Below are 15,215 nucleotides of genomic sequence, written 5' to 3'. Positions count from 1 at the left end.
GCGGGGAGTGTCAGTGGTGCGGAGGAGGATGGGCGGCGTCGGGCGGAGCGGCGGGCCATGAGGACAGTGTCTCCCGGACCCGCGGTGCGCTTGACAGGATAGAACGTATGTTCGATAGTGTCGCACAAGGGGTTCGATCGGAGGTTCGAGATGGGCACCATGCAGTCTCAGAGCGGGCGGGACGTGGTCTCGGCACGCATGCTCGTGCCACGCGCCGTCCCGCCGGGCGTCAGCGCCCTGCTGCGCAAGGCGGACGCGGAGCTCGCCGAGGCGGCGCGTGCGGCCGACCCGGGCGACCGGTTCGTGCACGCGCACCTCGCGGCCATCCGGTCGGCCGCGGCCGTCGTGGCCCTGCGGGGTCGCCCGTCGGCGCGCTCCGGCGCGCGGACGGTGTGGGACATGCTCGCGCACGCCGAGCCGGACCTCGCGGCCTGGTCGGGCTACTTCGCCTCCGGCGCGCCCCTGCGGGCCGCGGTGGACGCAGGCCGTCCGGAGCGGGTCGAGCCCGCACGGGCGGACGAGCTGCTCGCGTGCGCCGAGGACTTCCGGGACGAGGTGGCGATGCTCGTGGACCCGCAGACGGGGTTCGCGACGCAGCGCCTGTCCCTGGTGCCCGAGGCGTCCTGACCGGCGCCGGCGGGTGCCGGCAGACAAGCACTGGGCAAGAGCGGGAACGGAGCACGTTCGTGAGCAAGGGGCCGCGGTCAGCGGCGGCGAGGCGGGACTGGGGGTCGGACGAGTCCGGCTGCTCCGTGCTGCACCTGGACATGGACGCGTTCTTCGCGTCCTGCGAGCTGGCGCGGCGGCCGGAGCTGCGCGGCCTGCCGGTCATCGTGGGCGGGCAGGAGCGCGGCGTCGTGCTGGCCGCCACGTACGAGGCGCGCGCGTTCGGTGTCCGGTCCGCGATGCCGATGACGCGGGCGCGTCTGCTGTGCCCGCAGGCCGTCGTGGTCCGGCCCGACCACGACCTGTACCGCGACGTGTCCCGCTCGGTCATGGGCATGCTGCAGGAGGTCACGCCGCTCGTGGAGCAGATCAGCGTGGACGAGGCCTTCCTGGACGTCAGCGGCGCCCGGCGGCGCCTGGGCCCGCCCACAGTGATCGGCGCCGAGCTGCGCCGCCGCATCGAGGAGAAGCACGGCGTCACGGCCTCGGTCGGCATCGCCCGGAACAAGTTCGTGGCCAAGCTGGCCTCCACGCACGCCAAGCCCGACGGCCTGATGCTCGTCCCGGTGGACGCCACCGTCGACTTCCTGCACACGCTGCCCGTCGGCGCCCTGTGGGGCGTGGGGGAGAAGACCGAGAAGTCGCTCGCCGCGTGGGGGATCACGACGGTCGCGGAGCTGGCCCGCACGGACCTGCCGAGCCTGCAGACGGCCGTCGGCCGGGTCAGCGGCGCGCACCTGCACGACCTCTCCTGGGGTCGCGACCCGCGCCCTGTCGTCCCCGAGCAGCGCGAGCACAGCATCGGCGCGGAGACCACCTTCGGCACCGACCAGGACGACACCGAGGCGGTGAACCGCCGGGTGCTGGAGCTGTCCGACCGGGTGGCGGCGCGGCTGCGGCACCAGGGTGTGCTGGCGCGCACCGTGTCGGTGAAGGTGCGCTCCAGCGACTTCGCGACGTTCACCCGGTCGCGAACGCTGGACGGGCCCACGGACGTCGCCCGGGACATCTACCTCGTGGCGCGGGAGCTCGTCGCGGCGGTCGATCTGGGCGGCCTCCCGGTGCGGCTGGTCGGCGTGCGGGGTGAAAACCTGCGGGAACGCGACGGTTCCGCCCAGCAGCCGACCCTCGAGGAAGCGGTCGATCCACGCTCCGGAGCGCAGCGCGAGGCGGAGCTCGCGCTCGACGCGGTGCGTGAGAAGTTCGGGAAAACGGCGATCGACCTGGGTGTACATCGCAAGAACGGCACGCATCTTTACTGATCTGCCCCTATAGTCATGGGTATGCCCGGGATGTCGACTACCACCGACGGCCGGGTCGTCCTATCCTGGAAGGGACACTGTTCCTTTGCGAGATCCGGGGGTCTCGATGCCTCTGTCCGAGTACGAGCAGCGGGTGCTGGAGCAGATGGAGCGTGCTCTGACGTCAGACGACCCGCGGCTGGCGAACACGCTCCAGTCCACAGGTCGCGGTAACGCGCTCCGTTATGTGCTGTCCGGGGCCGGCGTAGTCGTCGGCCTGCTTCTTCTTGTCGTCGGTGCAGCGACGTCGCGTACGTGGCTCGGGGCCATCGGCTTCGTGCTGATGTTCGCGGGTGTGGTCTTCGCGTTCCTCGGACCGCGCAAGAAGCAGCAGGAGGGTCCGGTCGGCGTCGTCGGCGAAGACGGCACCGTCCAGCCCTCGCACGGGGGAGCACGCAAGGCCCGCAAGCGGCAGGGTGGTGGCGGTCGTTCCGGCTTCCTCGCCCGCCTCGAAGAGCGCTGGGAGAACCGGCGCAACCAGGGCGGCCGCTAGCCGGCCAACCGTTCCCGGTGGTCCTGACCGGACGACCGGCACATGACAGGAGCCGGGCCCCGAGGGGCCCGGCTCCTGTCTGTGTGATGCGGGTCAGGGCTTGCGGGTCAGCGCCTCCGTGAGCTCCGCCGTCACCGTGGCCGTGAGCTCCTCGAGCTCGGCGGCCGTGGGCGGCGTCGAGTCGCGGGCGTAGCGCTCGTCCTCGGCGGCGTCGGCCAGGGCGGTGAGCCGTTCGGCGACGTCGTCGGGCAGGGGCGCGCCCGTCCTCGCGCGTACCTGGTCCGCGATGACCTCCGGCGCCCGGCGCAGCGTGACCGACGGGCCGAGCCGCACCTCCCGCTCGGCGAGCAGCGCCAGGACGCGGGCCCAGGCCCGCTCGGGGTCGAGCTCCTCGACCTCCGTCCGGCGGCGCAGCAGCAGCCACGCGGCGCCGCCGAGCACCCCGAGGGCGACGACGATCGCGACCACCCAGGCCCAGCCCGGCAGGGTCTGGTCGGACATCTGGCTGCCCGACGACGCGTCGTCGGCGGCACCCTGCTCCGACTGCTCGGGGCGTTGGGACGGCTGCTGCGGGGGCACCTCGTTGGCGCGTGACGGCGTGGGTGAGGCGCTGGGCGCGCTGCCCGTGCCCGGGTTCGCGTACGAGGGCAGCGGGCCGGTCTGGACCTGCGGCGTCGGCTCGAAGCGGACCCAGCCGACCGACGGGAAGTAGATCTCGGGCCAGGCGTGCGAGTCCTGGCCCGTGACCCGGTAGCTGCCCTCGCCGTCGGGCCGGCCGGGCAGCCAGCCGACGCCGATCCGGGCCGGGATGTCGAGGCTGCGGGCCATGACCATCATCGAGAGGGCGTACTGCGTGCAGTACCCCTCCTTGTTCTGCAGGAAGTCCCAGACGGTGTCCGACGAGCCCCGGTAGTCGGCGTCCGGGTTGTACACGAACCCGGCGCCCGAGCGCAGGTGGTTCTGCAGCGCGACCACCGCGTCGAACCGGGTGGGTGCGTCGCCGGCGATCTCCTGGGCGTAGGCCGCGATGTCGTCCCGGTGCTCGGTGTCCGGAACCTCCGTGTAGCCGGCCGACCGGGGGTCGCCCGAGGTGGGCGTGGCCCGCAGCAGCTCGGGGGTGAGCCCGCGGTCGACGATCTCGACGGTGTACGGCGCACCCTGCTCGGTGCCGTCGCCGCTGCGCACCTCGTCCCGCAGCGGGTCGTAGGCCCACTGGCCCCGGACGTCGACGGTGCGGGGCTCCAGCGGCAGCGGCAGCTCCGCGCCGTCGAGCTGCCCGATCCGCAGGTCCATCCGGCGGCGTTCGCCGTCGGCGCCCTCGCCGGGCGGCGCGAGGACCGTCGACGGGTCGAACTCGGACAGGCCGCCGGTGGGCACGTTGCGGTTGGTCTGGACGCCGTCGAACGCCGTGAGCGTCATGACGCGCAGGGGGCCGGACGTCTCGCCCTCGGCCATCGTGTACGTCAGCACGGTGTTGGAGGACCGAGCGCTCAGCGGCTGGCGCATGTCCAGCTCGGAGGACAGCTCCACCGTGTCGGACGGCGTGGAGATGAGCTGGTTCCACGTCCCGGCCAGCGCCGGCAGCGCCGCCATGCCGGTCGCGACGCCGAGCGAGGTGGCGGCGACCGCCACCGACGTCAGGGCCGTGATCCCGGAGCGGAACCGCTGCGCCCGGCGCACCGCCGCGGAGTCGGCGTCGCTGCGCCGGCCCGGGGTCAGCCCCACCGGGTCGACGGTGAGCAGCAGGAGCATCGCGGTGACGCTGATGACGAAGACCTGCCACTGCACGTCCCCGATGAGTGTCAGCGACGGCGTCCACAGGAGCAGGAGCGGTACCCCGGCGAAGCCCGGCATGCGGGCGCCGGCGAGGGAGTCCACCACGAGCAGCACCAGCAGCGTGCCGCCCACGGCGACCATGCTGATGGCCGGGCCGGGGTCGACGGGCGCCACCTGCGTGCTCATCAGCTCGGTGGCCTGGCGGAACCGTTCGAGGGCCTGCTCGACGGAGTCCGGCCCCACGAACGGCTCGAACCGCTGGCCCGGTCCGCCGTAGCGGGCCAGGACGAACCAGACGGCGACCACGAGGCCCGCCGTCGTCGCGAAGAACGAGGCGCTGCCGGCCGCGCGGTCGGCGGCCCGGTCCGCGCTCGGTCCCTGGCCCGCCGCCCGGCGGGCGGCGGCGCGGTCGACGGCGTTGCGCAGCAGCAGGTACCGCACGACGCATGTGGTGGCCGAGACGAGCACGATGCCGGTGGTGCCGGCCGTGAGCCAGGGTCCGGGGTCGATGACGAGCGTGAGCGCGTGCATGGACGCGATCACGGCGATCGCGACGAGCACGCCGGACGCGACGGTGCGGACCAGCGGGCCGCGGTGGGCGGGGATCACGGCGCACGCTCCGCGAGCAGGGCCCAGGCGCGCTCCGGGTCGGTGCGGGCCTCGCAGGTGCTGACGTGCCAGCCGGAGGCGCGCAGCTCGGCGGCCGTCTGGTCCAGCTCGTGCTGGAACCCGGCGCCACGCGGCGCCACCAGCAGCCCCCAGCAGGTGCCCTCGGCGCCGAGCGCGGCGAGGTCGTGCCGCGCGTCGGGCCCCTGCGGGCCGAGCACGGCCACGACGATCTCGCCCGGGACACGGGCGAGCCGGAGCGCTCGCGCGGTGGTGCTCGTCGCGTGCTGCCCCTCCGACGCGCCGCGGTGCCCGCGGATGTCGACGCAGGCGTCCAGCAGCGCGGACCGGCTGGCACGGGTGGTGGCGAACCGGACGCCGTCCACGCTGGGCGCCACGCTGGTGGTCACCAGGCGGGCCGGGTGGCCGGCGTCGAGGAACGAGGTGGCGATCGACGCGGCGAGCTCGACGGCCCACTCGCCGTCGTCCACCGCCGCCGGACGGCGCAGGCTGCCGGACTCCTGCCAGTGGGGCAGCAGCGAGCGGTCGAGCAGGACGGTCACGGGGCGCACCCCGGCGCTCTCGTCGGCGCGGACCATGAGCTGGCCGCGGCGTGCGGCGCTCGCCCAGTGGACGCGGCGCGGGTCGTCGCCCGCGACGTACTCGCGCAGCACCGAGTCGTCGGTGGACTGCAGGCGCGCGCCCGTGGCGGAGTGGTCGACGTCGCCCACCGACCGGGTGCGGACGGCGAGCTCGACGGTGCGGGGCCACACCGGGACGTGCGTGGCCCTGCCGAGGGGCTGGGTGGCGCGGACCAGGCCGAACACGTCGGTCCGGGTGGTCAGCAGCGGGCCCAGCGACCAGCGCCCGCGGCGCATGGGCGTGAGCGAGTAGTGGACGGTGATCCGGTCGGCCCGCGCGGAGACCCGGGCACGGATGCCCTGGTGCCCGGCGAGCTCGTGCGCCGCCTGCTCGGACAGGCGCAGGCGGGAGAGCCGCTCGTACGCCGCGCCCGAGGCCTGGTGCGCGGCGACGAGGAGGCTCACGTCCGCCGTCCGGTCGCGCACCACGGGGTTGGGCGCGACGGACCGCGTCACGTGCAGGGCGCCCCGGCCGGACTCGAGCCGCTGGGTGCCGATCACCAGCCAGGCCACGGCCACGGCGATGAGTGCCGCGGCGCCGAGGCCCACCAGGTCGGGCAGGGTGAGCACCAGCCCGAGCGGGATCAGCACCCCGCCCACGCAGGCCGCCCCGATGCCGCGGGGGGTGAGCCGGACACGGCTGATCCGTGCGAGCGTGTCACGCCACTTCATGACCGTGCCGCCCCGGCCGCTCAGAACTGGCGCCGGTCGGCGGGCTCGAGCGCCGGCACCGGGGTGCGCTGCACGATCTCGTCGACGACCGTCTCGGGGGTCACGCCGCCGAGACGCGCCTCGGTGGTGAGGATGAGGCGGTGGGCCAGCACGGGCCGGGCGAGCCGCTGGATGTCGTCGGGCAGCACGTGGTCGCGGCCCGCCATGGCGGCGATGGCCTTGGCGGCGCGCAGGAGCTGGAGCGAGGCCCGCGGGGAGGCGCCCAGTCGCAGGCCGGGGTGCTCACGCGTGGCGCCGACGAGCCCCACCACGTACCGCTTGACCGAGGGGGAGGCGTACAGCGACCGGACGAGCTGCGCGAACCGCAGCAGCGTGTGCCCGTCGGTCACGGCCTCCAGGTGCGCCAGCGGCGTGCTGGCCTCCTGCCGGTCGAGCATGAGCATCTCGGCGTCGATGTCCGGGTACCCCACGGTGATGCGGGCCATGAACCGGTCCCGCTGCGCCTCGGGCAGCGGGTACGTGCCCTCCATCTCCACCGGGTTCTGGGTGGCGACCACGAGGAACGGCCGGGGGAGCTGGTGGGTGGTGCCGTCGACGGTGGTCTGGCCCTCCTCCATGCACTCCAGCAGCGCGGACTGGGTCTTGGGCGAGGCGCGGTTGATCTCGTCGCCGATGACGATGTTGCTGAACACCGGCCCCGGCCGGAACTCGAACTCGTGGCTCCCGGTGCGGAAGATGTTGACGCCGGTGAGGTCGCTCGGCAGCAGGTCGGGCGTGAACTGGATGCGGCCCACGTGGCAGTCGATGCTGCGCGCGACGGCCTTGGCGAGGGTGGTCTTGCCGACGCCGGGCACGTCCTCGACGAGCAGGTGGCCCTCGGCCAGGAGGACGGCGAGGGTGATGTCGGCGAGGCCGGGCCGGCCCGTCACGACGGACTCCACGGCACCCCGGACGCGGGCCATGGTCTCCACGAGCTCGTCGAGCGCACCTGGCCCGGGGGCTGCCTGCGGAGCGGGCGCTCCGCCGAACCGAGGATCCGTGAGGCCGGACGTGGCGCGTTCCGTGTGCACTGGGGACCTCCATCGGGCCGGGAGTCAGGCCGGTTTCTCGCGCATGTACGCGCTGTTCGGAAGCGGGGCGGCTGTCGCTCGCCCCGGCTGGACCAGCCTAGTAGAGATGTAAAGCACTCTGTTGAGTGCATCACGCGGTCTTCACACATCCCAGGGCTTGTTTCGCCCTGGTGAAACGACGTCTCGCCAGGTGACGGACCCGTGCGAGACCGCGGACCAGAGCCGCCTACCGGGACATTCCACGCCACGCCGGACATGAATTTGCTCCACCTGCTCTTTACCTCTTTGACCTGCGCATTGATGGCTGGTGGGCAGTTCTCCCCACGGTTTTTCCGAGTGTGGTGGTGGAAAGTGGAGTAGCGTGGAGTATGCGGGAGCGGAAGGAGGTGTCGGCCCATGACTGCGATGGCAGAAGGTTTCGCAGGTCTGGGTCTGCTCCTCGGCACGTACACCCCGAAGCTCGACGAGAAGGGGCGCCTGATCCTTCCCGCCAAGTTCCGGGGGCGACTGTCCGGCGGTCTGGTGATGACCAAAGGGCAGGAGCGGTGCCTCTTTCTTCTGCCGATGGACGAGTTCCAGCAGATCTACACCCAGATCCGGCAGGCGCCGGTGACGAGCAAGGCAGCACGGGACTACACGCGAAACTTCCTGGCGGGAGCGAGCGACGAGGTCCCGGACAAGCAGGGCCGCGTCTCCATCCCGACGCACCTGCGGGCGTACGCCGGTCTCGACCGCGATGTGGTCGTGATCGGGGTGGGAACCCGCGTGGAGGTGTGGGATGCGCAGGCGTGGGCCACATATCAGGAACAGACCGAACCCGACTACATCGACCAGGCCGAGGAGATCTTCCCCGGGCTGAGCTTCTAGGCAGGGCGAGGGGACGGCCGTACGGCCAGGCCTCCTCCCGCAGGATCCGGCGCACTTCCCCGCCGCCGGAACCGTGCGGAGGGAGACCTGACCGGGCGGCCCCCGGCAGGCAGGACCAGCACGGCAGGACCAGCACGGCAGGACCAGCACGGCAGGACCAGCACCACGCAGGAGGGAGACACCGATGAACGCGACCGACGACCGCCCCGGCACCGGCAGTGACGCCGCCGACCGCCACCTCCCGGTGCTCCTCCAGCGCTGCGTCGACCTGCTCGCCCCCGCGCTCGCCGAGCCCGGCTCGGTCCTGGTGGACTGCACGCTGGGCATGGGTGGCCACACCGAGGCCGTGCTGGAACAGCTCCCGGCGGCCCGCGTGATCGGCATCGACCGCGACCCCCAGGCCCTCGCCCTCGCGGGCGAGCGGCTGGCCCGGTTCGGCGACCGGTTCACGCCGGTGCACGCGGTGTACGACGAGATCACCGAGGTGGTCGACGCGCACGCCGGCGGCGCCGTGCAGGGCGTGCTCATGGACCTCGGGGTGTCCTCGCTCCAGCTCGACGAGACCGACCGCGGCTTCGCCTACGCGCAGGACGCCCCGCTCGACATGCGCATGGACTCCACCCAGGAGCTGACGGCGGCCGTCGTGCTCAACACGTACGACGAGCGCGACCTCGCGCGGATCCTGCGGGAGTACGGCGAGGAGCGCTTCGCGGGCAAGATCGCGCGGGCGATCGTCCGCCGTCGGGCCGAGCGGGAGTGGGACCGCAGCGGCGAGCTCGTCGATCTGCTGCGCGCCGTCATCCCCGCCGCGACCCGCAAGACGGGCGGCCACCCGGGCAAGCGCACCTTCCAGGCGCTGCGCATCGAGGTGAACGGCGAGCTCGAGGTGCTCGAGCGGGCCGTACCCGCCGCGATCGAGGCGCTCGCGGTGGACGGCCGCATCGTCGTGGAGTCGTACCAGTCGCTCGAGGACCGGATCGTCAAGCGGGCCATCGCGCAGGGCACCACGTCGTCGGCCCCGCCCGGCCTGCCCGTCGAGCCCGAGACCCACCGGCCCTATCTCGAGGCGCTCACCCGGGGCGCGGAGGAGGCCGACGCCGAGGAGCTGGAGCGCAACCCGCGCTCGGCGTCGGTCCGGCTGCGCGCCGCGCGGCGTCTGCGCCCCACGCCCGAGCACCTGCTGAACCGCACCACCAAGCACCACACAACGAAGGAGGACCGCCGATGAGTGCTACCAACGCCGCGACGGCCCGCGCAGTCCGTCCGGCCGAGCTGCCTCGCACCCGCAGGGCACCGCTGACCGCGATCTCGGGGGGCGCCGCGCAGCGCGGCCGCCGCCTGGACGTGGTCCGCGCGCCGCTGCACGCGAAGAGTCGCGTGCCCTTCTTCGTGCTGTGCGCCACCCTGATGGTCGGCTCGCTCGTGGCGGTGCTGGTGCTCAACACCACGCTCGCGCGCGGCTCCTACGAGATGTCGCAGCTCCAGGGCGACGTGGCGCAGACCGCCCAGGACGTCCAGGTGCTGCAGGAGGACCTGAGCGCGGCCGAGACGGACCTGCCCGCCAAGGCCCGCAGCCTCGGCATGGTGCCGGCGGAGAACCCGACCATGGTCAGTGTCCTTACCGGCAAGGTGGTGAAGGGTACGGACCAGTGACGGGTCCGACGTCGGGCTCGGGCCGGCAGCGCACCCCGTCGGGGCGCGCTGCCGGCCCGCGTTCCGCCCAGCCGCGCCAGGCGAAGGGCAAGGCCCAGCCGCCCCAGGCGAAGGGCAAGGCCCAGCCGCCGAAGGCCCGCTCCACCCAGGCCACGTCCCGGCCCGCGAAGGCTCAGCCCGCCAAGGCTCAGCCCACCAAGGCTCAGCCGACCAGGGCCCGGCCCACGAAGGCCCAGCCGCGTGCGACCAGCACACGGCTGGGCCTTCAGGCACCCGGTGCCCCACGCCCGGCGTCCGCCCAGCAGCCGCGCCCCGCGCGGTCGCGGGTGGCCCGGCCGCTGCCGCCCCGGCCGGGCCGGCCGGAGGTACGGCAGCGCTGGCTCGTGGGCATCGCGGCGGTGGTGGTGCTCGTCTTCCTGGTGCGGCTGGTCCACGTGCAGCTCATCGAGGGCCCGAGCCTGGCCGCCAAGGCCGAGGCCGCGCGCACGGCCACCGCGGTGACGCCCGCGCACCGGGGCGACATCACGGACGCGAACGGGGTGGTGCTGGCCACCTCGGTGGACCGGTACACGGTGGTGGGCGACCCGGTCGCCATCGAGGACTTCCGCGGCTCGGGGCGGGTCGACGCCGAGGGCAACAAGGTGCAGGACGGCGCCCTGGGCATCGCCCAGCTCCTCGCGCCGATCCTCGACGAGCCCAAGAACGAGCTGGCGGCCAAGCTCGTGGGCGAGTCCCGCTACAAGGTGCTCGCGAAGAACGTGGTGCCGCAGGTGCAGCGCGCCGTCGCGGACCTGCAGATCCGGGCGTACATCCGGACCGACCTCACCTCGCGGCGCACCTACCCGGCCGGCACGGTCGCGGGCTCGCTGGTCGGCTTCGTGGACGACGAGCAGACCGGGCAGGGCGGCATCGAGGCGGCGTACGACGACCTGCTGGCGGGTACCGCGGGCTCGGACACGTACGAGCGCAGCCTCGACGGCCTGCGCATCCCGGCCGCCGGCCAGGAGTCGGTCCCGGCGGTCCCGGGCGACAGCATCCAGCTCTCGCTGGTGCACGACATCCAGTGGAAGGCCCAGGACTCGATCGACGAGGCCAAGCGGACCACCGGCGCCGAGTACGGCATCGCCATCGTGCAGGACGTGCGCACGGGCGAGATCGTGGCGCTCGCGGACTCGGGTGCGGTGAACCCGAACGACCGGTCGACGTCGGCCGTCGCGGGCGGTTCGCGCGCCGTGAAGGACGTGTTCGACCCGGGCTCGACGGGCAAGGTGATCACCATGGCCGCGGCGCTGGAGGGCGGCTACTGGAACCCGAACAGCAGGTTCACCGTGCCGTACACCTACACGACGCCGAACGGTCAGACCTTCCGCGACTCGCACGAGCACCCCGTGCAGCGGCTGACGCTGACGGGCGTGCTGGCGCAGTCGTCGAACACGGGCACCGTGCAGGCCGGCGAGAAGATCCCGCTGCAGACCCGGCAGGACTACCTGTACAAGTTCGGGTTCGGGGAGCCGACGGGCCTGGGCCTGCCCGGCGAGTCCGTGGGCCTCATGCCGCCCGCCGACGTCGCGGACTGGGACGGCCGCACGCAGTACGCGGTGCTGTTCGGGCAGGGCCTGTCCGTCAACGCGATGCAGGCCACCAGCGTGTTCTCGACGGTGGCGAACGGCGGCGTGCGGATGACGCCGACGCTCTTCGAGGGCTCCACGAGCCCCGACGGCGTCACGACGCCGGCCGGGCGCGAGCCGGGTGAGCGGGTCATCTCGCAGGAGACCGCGGACACCCTGGTCGAGATGATGGAGGCCGTGACCGAGGACGGCGGTACGGGTACCAACGCGGCCGTGCCGGGCTACCGGGTGGCGGGCAAGACCGGTACCGCGCAGATGCCCGCGGGCGGCGGCTGGACGTACATGGCGTCGTTCATCGGCGTCGCGCCGGCCGACGACCCCCGGTACACCGTGGCGGTGTTCCTCAAGAGCCCGCACAGCTCGATCTTCGGCGGTGACGTCGCGGCGCCGGTGTTCAGCGACGTCATGGGCTTCACGCTGCAGAAGATGGACGTGCCGCCGAGCGAGGACCAGGAGCGGCGGCTCAAGACCGAGTGGTGAGGCGGCCGTGCGGGTCGCGGGTCAGGAGCCCGCGATCCGCACGGCGGCGCCGAGGGTGGCCGTCAGGATCGACTCGATGGCGAAGCCCGTGGCCGACGCCAGGTCGACGGCCTCCGGGTCGAGCAGCCACTGGAGCTGGAGGCCGTCCATGACGGCGATCACCGCGGCCGCGGCGCGCTCGGGCTCGCCCTCGGGCAGGGTCACGTCCCGCTCGGCGGCCAGCTCGCGCACGGCCTGGGAGATCTCGCCGCGCAGCACGGAGAAGCGCTCGGCGACCCAGGTGGACGCCGGGTGCCCGTCGGTCACGGACTCGCCCGTGAGCACCGCGTAGGCCTGCACGATGCCGCGCCGGTCGGCGTTCAGCCTCGCGGTGGTGACCAGGTGCCGGAACAGCTCCATGCCCCCCGGGATGTGCTTGCCCTCCAGGTGCTGCACGTCCACGCGGTCGCGGTACTCGAGCACCTCCCACAGCAGCTTGTCCTTGCTGCCGAAGTGGTGCAGCACCCCGGCGTGCGTGATGCCCACCTGGGCGGCGACGTCGACGAGCGAGCCCTGGTGGTAGCCCTTGGACCCGAACACGCGCGTGGCGGCGGCGAGGATCTCCTCCCGCCGCTCGTCGCGGGTGGGTCGCTTGGCCTTCGGGGCAGCCTGCCCGGTCGCGTCTGGCATGCCCTCACGATACAGAACTTTGCGGGCTTACTTACCAGTAAGTAAGTGTGGTTGAATGCGGTCAGCCGTCCACCGCCGAACGGAGAAGCACGTGTCATCGCAGGCTGTTACCACGCAGGCCGTCGCCCCGGAGCCCGAGCTGCTCCGGCTCCTGGACCAGCTCTCGGTCGAGGAGAAGGTGTCGCTCGTCGTGGGCGCGTCCATGTGGACCACCACGGGGGTGCCACGGATCGGCCTGGAGCCGGTGGTGCTGTCCGACGGCCCCGTCGGCGTGCGCGGCCCGAACGGCGGGACGTCCGCGATGTTCCCCGCGCCGTCCGCGCTGGCCGCGACGTGGGACCTGGAGCTGGCCCGCCGCGGCGGCGTGCTGTTCGCCGCCGAGGCCCGTCGCCACGGCGTCGACGTGGTGCTGGCCCCGCAGGTGAACCTCCAGCGCACGCCCGTGGGCGGCCGGCACTTCGAGTGCTACTCCGAGGACCCGCACCTGACCGCCGAGATCGCGGTGGCGCTCGTGGGTGCCGCGCAGGAGCGGGGCGTCGGGATGTGCGTCAAGCACTACGTCGCCAACGACTCCGAGACCGAGCGCACGCGCTACCTCGCGCGCCTCGACGAGCGGACGCTGCGCGAGGCCTACCTGGCACCCTTCGAGCGCCTCGTGCGCGACGTCAACCCGTGGTCCGTCATGGGCGCCTACAACGGCGCCGACACCGAGGGCCTCGCGGCGCCCCTGCTGGAGCACCGGCCGCTCGTGGTCGACCTGCTCAAGGAGGAGTGGGGCTACGACGGCCTGTTCGTGAGCGACTGGGTCGCCACGCAGTCCGTGGTGCCCGCCGTGCGGGGCGGCCTGGACCTGCAGATGCCCGGGCCTGACGGCGCGTGGGGCGACGGGCTGCTCGACGCCGTCCGCTCCGGCGAGGTCGCGGCGTCGGAGCTGGACGACAAGGTGCTGCGCCTGCTGCGGCTCGCGCGTCGCACCGGCCGGCTCGTGCTGCCTGGGTCCGCCGACGGGAACGGCGGTGGCGTGGGCGCGCACCTCGTGCTCCAGGCCGTGCCGGACCAGGCCGCGACCACGGCGTCGAGCGAGCTCCTGCGCGAGCTGGCCGCACGCTCCGTGGTGGTGCTCAAGGACGACGCCGGCCTGGTGCCGCTGGTGCAGGAGGGTGCCCGCCCGCTGCGCGTCGCGCTGCTCGGACCCGCCGCCGTCGAGCCGTTCTTCCAGGGCGGCGGCTCCTCGTTCGTGCAGCCCGACCACCTCACCTACCCCGCCGACGAGCTGCGTGCCGCGTTGCCGCAGGGCTCCGAGCTGACCGTGCTGGCCGGCGCCCGCGCCCTGCACAACCCGCCGGAGCTCGACGTCGACCGGTGCACCGACCCGGTCACGGGGCAGCCCGGCCTGCGCGTCGAGCTCCTGGCCGCCGACGGCAGCACGCTCGAGGAGCGCACCGCCCGGGAGTGGACCGGCTGGCTGGAGGACGTGCGGCCCGACGCCGACGCCGTCCGCCTGCGGGCGACCGTCCGCCTCGACGAGCCGGGCGCCCACGAGCTGGGCGTCGGCACGGTCGGCGTGCACCGGGTGCTCGTCGACGACGCGGAGGTCGCGACCGGCGCCACCCGCGTGGACGAGGACGTGGTGCTCTCCTCGGGGCACAACCACCCGATCGCGACGCTCGCGCAGGCGAGCGGCACCGCCGACCTGGACGCGACCGTCCAGGTGGTGCACGCCGTGGGTTACGGGCACTTCGTGCGCGCCGCCCTGGTGCACCGGCTGCCCGGCCCCTCGGCCGCCGCCGAGCTGGCCGCCGCGGTCGACGCCGCTGCCGCCGCCGACGTCGCCGTGGTGCTGGTCGGCACCACCGCCGAGGTCGAGTCCGAGGGCTACGACCGGCCGGACCTCGACCTGCCGGGCAACCAGGACGAGCTCGTGCGGCGCGTCGCGGCGGCGAACCCGCGCACCGTCGTCGTCGTCAACGCGGGCGCGCCCGTGCTGCTGCCCTGGCTGAACGACGTGCCGACCGTGCTGTGGGGCTGGCTGCCCGGCCAGGAGGCGGGCACGGCGCTCGCCGACGTGCTGACCGGCGCCACCGAGCCGTCCGGCCGCCTGCCGTGGACGCTCCCGGCACGCTTCGAGGACGTCCCGGTGCCGCACGCGCGGCCGGTGGGCGGCGTCGTCGACTACACCGAGGGGACCGACGTCGGCTACCGCGCCTGGGAGCGGCGGCTGGCCGCCGGGCCGGACGGCGCGCCGGCGCCGGCCGTTCCGTTCGGGCACGGACTGGGCTGGACCACCTGGGAGTACGAGGACGCCGTCCTCGCCTGGGGCCAGTCCCACGACGCGCCCGCGACGCTGACCGCGTACGTGACCGTCCGGAACACCGGGTCCCGTGCGGGCCGCGAGGTGGTCCAGGTCTACGTCGAGGCGCCCGCGGGCGGCCCGAGCCGCCCCGTGCGGTGGCTCGGCGGCTTCGCGGTGGCGGACGTGCCCGCCATGGGCAGCGCGACCGTCCGCGTACCAGTTCCCACCCGGGCGCTGCAGGTCTGGGACCCGCAGGCCAAGGGCTGGACCACGCCGCCGGGCACCTACCGGCTGCGTACGGGCAGGTCCGTCGCGGACCTGCGCCTGACCAACGAGCTGACCGTCCGGCCCGGGGAGGAACCCGGCGCCGGAAACCAGTGATCAGACCCCATCTGTCCCG

At 73.7% G+C, this 15,215-nt stretch carries 12 protein-coding genes; 8 read left to right on the top strand and 4 right to left on the bottom strand.

Annotation, left to right across the window (positions count from 1 at the left end; genetic code table 11):
* The first annotated feature begins 159 nt into the window (after positions 1 to 159).
* The 3 genes from AB0I29_RS19620 to AB0I29_RS19610 all read left to right on the top strand — a co-directional run bounded on the left by AB0I29_RS19620 (position 160) and on the right by AB0I29_RS19610 (position 2,460).
* Positions 160 to 627 carry an SAV_6107 family HEPN domain-containing protein gene (locus AB0I29_RS19620; RefSeq protein ID WP_285101459.1) on the top strand — a complete coding sequence of 156 codons (468 nt, stop codon included), beginning with the start codon at positions 160 to 162 and terminating at the stop codon, positions 625 to 627.
* A gap of 59 nt (positions 628 to 686) precedes the next feature.
* Entirely contained in the window at positions 687 to 1,928 is a 1,242-nt protein-coding gene (locus tag AB0I29_RS19615) for a DNA polymerase IV (RefSeq protein WP_357484614.1), read from the top strand.
* Positions 1,929 to 2,034: 106 nt separating this feature from the next.
* Positions 2,035 to 2,460 carry a DUF3040 domain-containing protein gene (locus AB0I29_RS19610; RefSeq protein ID WP_285101461.1) on the top strand — a complete coding sequence of 142 codons (426 nt, stop codon included), beginning with the start codon at positions 2,035 to 2,037 and terminating at the stop codon, positions 2,458 to 2,460.
* Between the two features lie 93 nt (positions 2,461 to 2,553).
* Here the strand turns inward: AB0I29_RS19610 and AB0I29_RS19605 are convergent, their stop codons facing one another.
* From AB0I29_RS19605 to AB0I29_RS19595, 3 genes are read right to left on the bottom strand one after another with little or no spacing between them, the layout of a single operon-like run.
* Positions 2,554 to 4,845 (bottom strand): transglutaminase domain-containing protein, encoded by a 2,292-nt coding sequence (locus AB0I29_RS19605; RefSeq protein WP_285101462.1) that lies wholly within the window; start codon positions 4,843 to 4,845, stop codon positions 2,554 to 2,556.
* Positions 4,842 to 6,155, bottom strand: coding sequence for a DUF58 domain-containing protein (locus AB0I29_RS19600; RefSeq protein ID WP_285101463.1), 1,314 nt, complete (start codon positions 6,153 to 6,155; stop codon positions 4,842 to 4,844). The genes AB0I29_RS19605 and AB0I29_RS19600 overlap by 4 nt, the downstream gene beginning before the upstream one ends.
* A gap of 20 nt (positions 6,156 to 6,175) precedes the next feature.
* Entirely contained in the window at positions 6,176 to 7,225 is a 1,050-nt protein-coding gene (locus AB0I29_RS19595) for a MoxR family ATPase (protein WP_357484608.1), read from the bottom strand.
* 396 nt (positions 7,226 to 7,621) lie between these two features.
* Here AB0I29_RS19595 and mraZ point away from each other — a divergent pair, with 396 nt between their 5' ends.
* The 4 genes from mraZ (at position 7,622) to AB0I29_RS19575 (ending at position 11,853) form a co-directional block, all read left to right on the top strand.
* Positions 7,622 to 8,092: a division/cell wall cluster transcriptional repressor MraZ gene (gene mraZ, locus AB0I29_RS19590; protein WP_357484605.1), complete on the top strand. Its 471-nt coding sequence runs from the start codon at positions 7,622 to 7,624 to the stop codon at positions 8,090 to 8,092.
* A gap of 184 nt (positions 8,093 to 8,276) precedes the next feature.
* Positions 8,277 to 9,320 carry a 16S rRNA (cytosine(1402)-N(4))-methyltransferase RsmH gene (gene rsmH, locus AB0I29_RS19585; protein WP_285101466.1) on the top strand — a complete coding sequence of 348 codons (1,044 nt, stop codon included), beginning with the start codon at positions 8,277 to 8,279 and terminating at the stop codon, positions 9,318 to 9,320.
* Positions 9,317 to 9,745, top strand: coding sequence for a hypothetical protein (locus AB0I29_RS19580; RefSeq protein WP_285101467.1), 429 nt, complete (start codon positions 9,317 to 9,319; stop codon positions 9,743 to 9,745). Before rsmH ends, AB0I29_RS19580 begins: the two co-directional genes overlap by 4 nt.
* Positions 9,742 to 11,853 carry a penicillin-binding transpeptidase domain-containing protein gene (locus AB0I29_RS19575; protein WP_357484600.1) on the top strand — a complete coding sequence of 704 codons (2,112 nt, stop codon included), beginning with the start codon at positions 9,742 to 9,744 and terminating at the stop codon, positions 11,851 to 11,853. The genes AB0I29_RS19580 and AB0I29_RS19575 overlap by 4 nt, the downstream gene beginning before the upstream one ends.
* A 21-nt stretch (positions 11,854 to 11,874) precedes the next feature.
* Here the strand turns inward: AB0I29_RS19575 and AB0I29_RS19570 are convergent, their stop codons facing one another.
* Positions 11,875 to 12,522 carry a TetR/AcrR family transcriptional regulator gene (locus tag AB0I29_RS19570; protein WP_285101469.1) on the bottom strand — a complete coding sequence of 216 codons (648 nt, stop codon included), beginning with the start codon at positions 12,520 to 12,522 and terminating at the stop codon, positions 11,875 to 11,877.
* Between the two features lie 91 nt (positions 12,523 to 12,613).
* On the opposite strand from AB0I29_RS19570, the gene AB0I29_RS19565 reads away from it, so the two are divergent.
* Positions 12,614 to 15,196: a glycoside hydrolase family 3 C-terminal domain-containing protein gene (locus AB0I29_RS19565; protein ID WP_357484596.1), complete on the top strand. Its 2,583-nt coding sequence runs from the start codon at positions 12,614 to 12,616 to the stop codon at positions 15,194 to 15,196.
* Positions 15,197 to 15,215: the final 19 nt, after the last annotated feature.

The organism is Promicromonospora sp. NPDC050262 (assembly GCF_040655935.1).
GTDB lineage: Bacteria > Actinomycetota > Actinomycetes > Actinomycetales > Cellulomonadaceae > Promicromonospora.
Note: the sequence above shows the minus strand (reverse complement) of the source record. Positions and strands in the feature narration are given on the sequence as shown.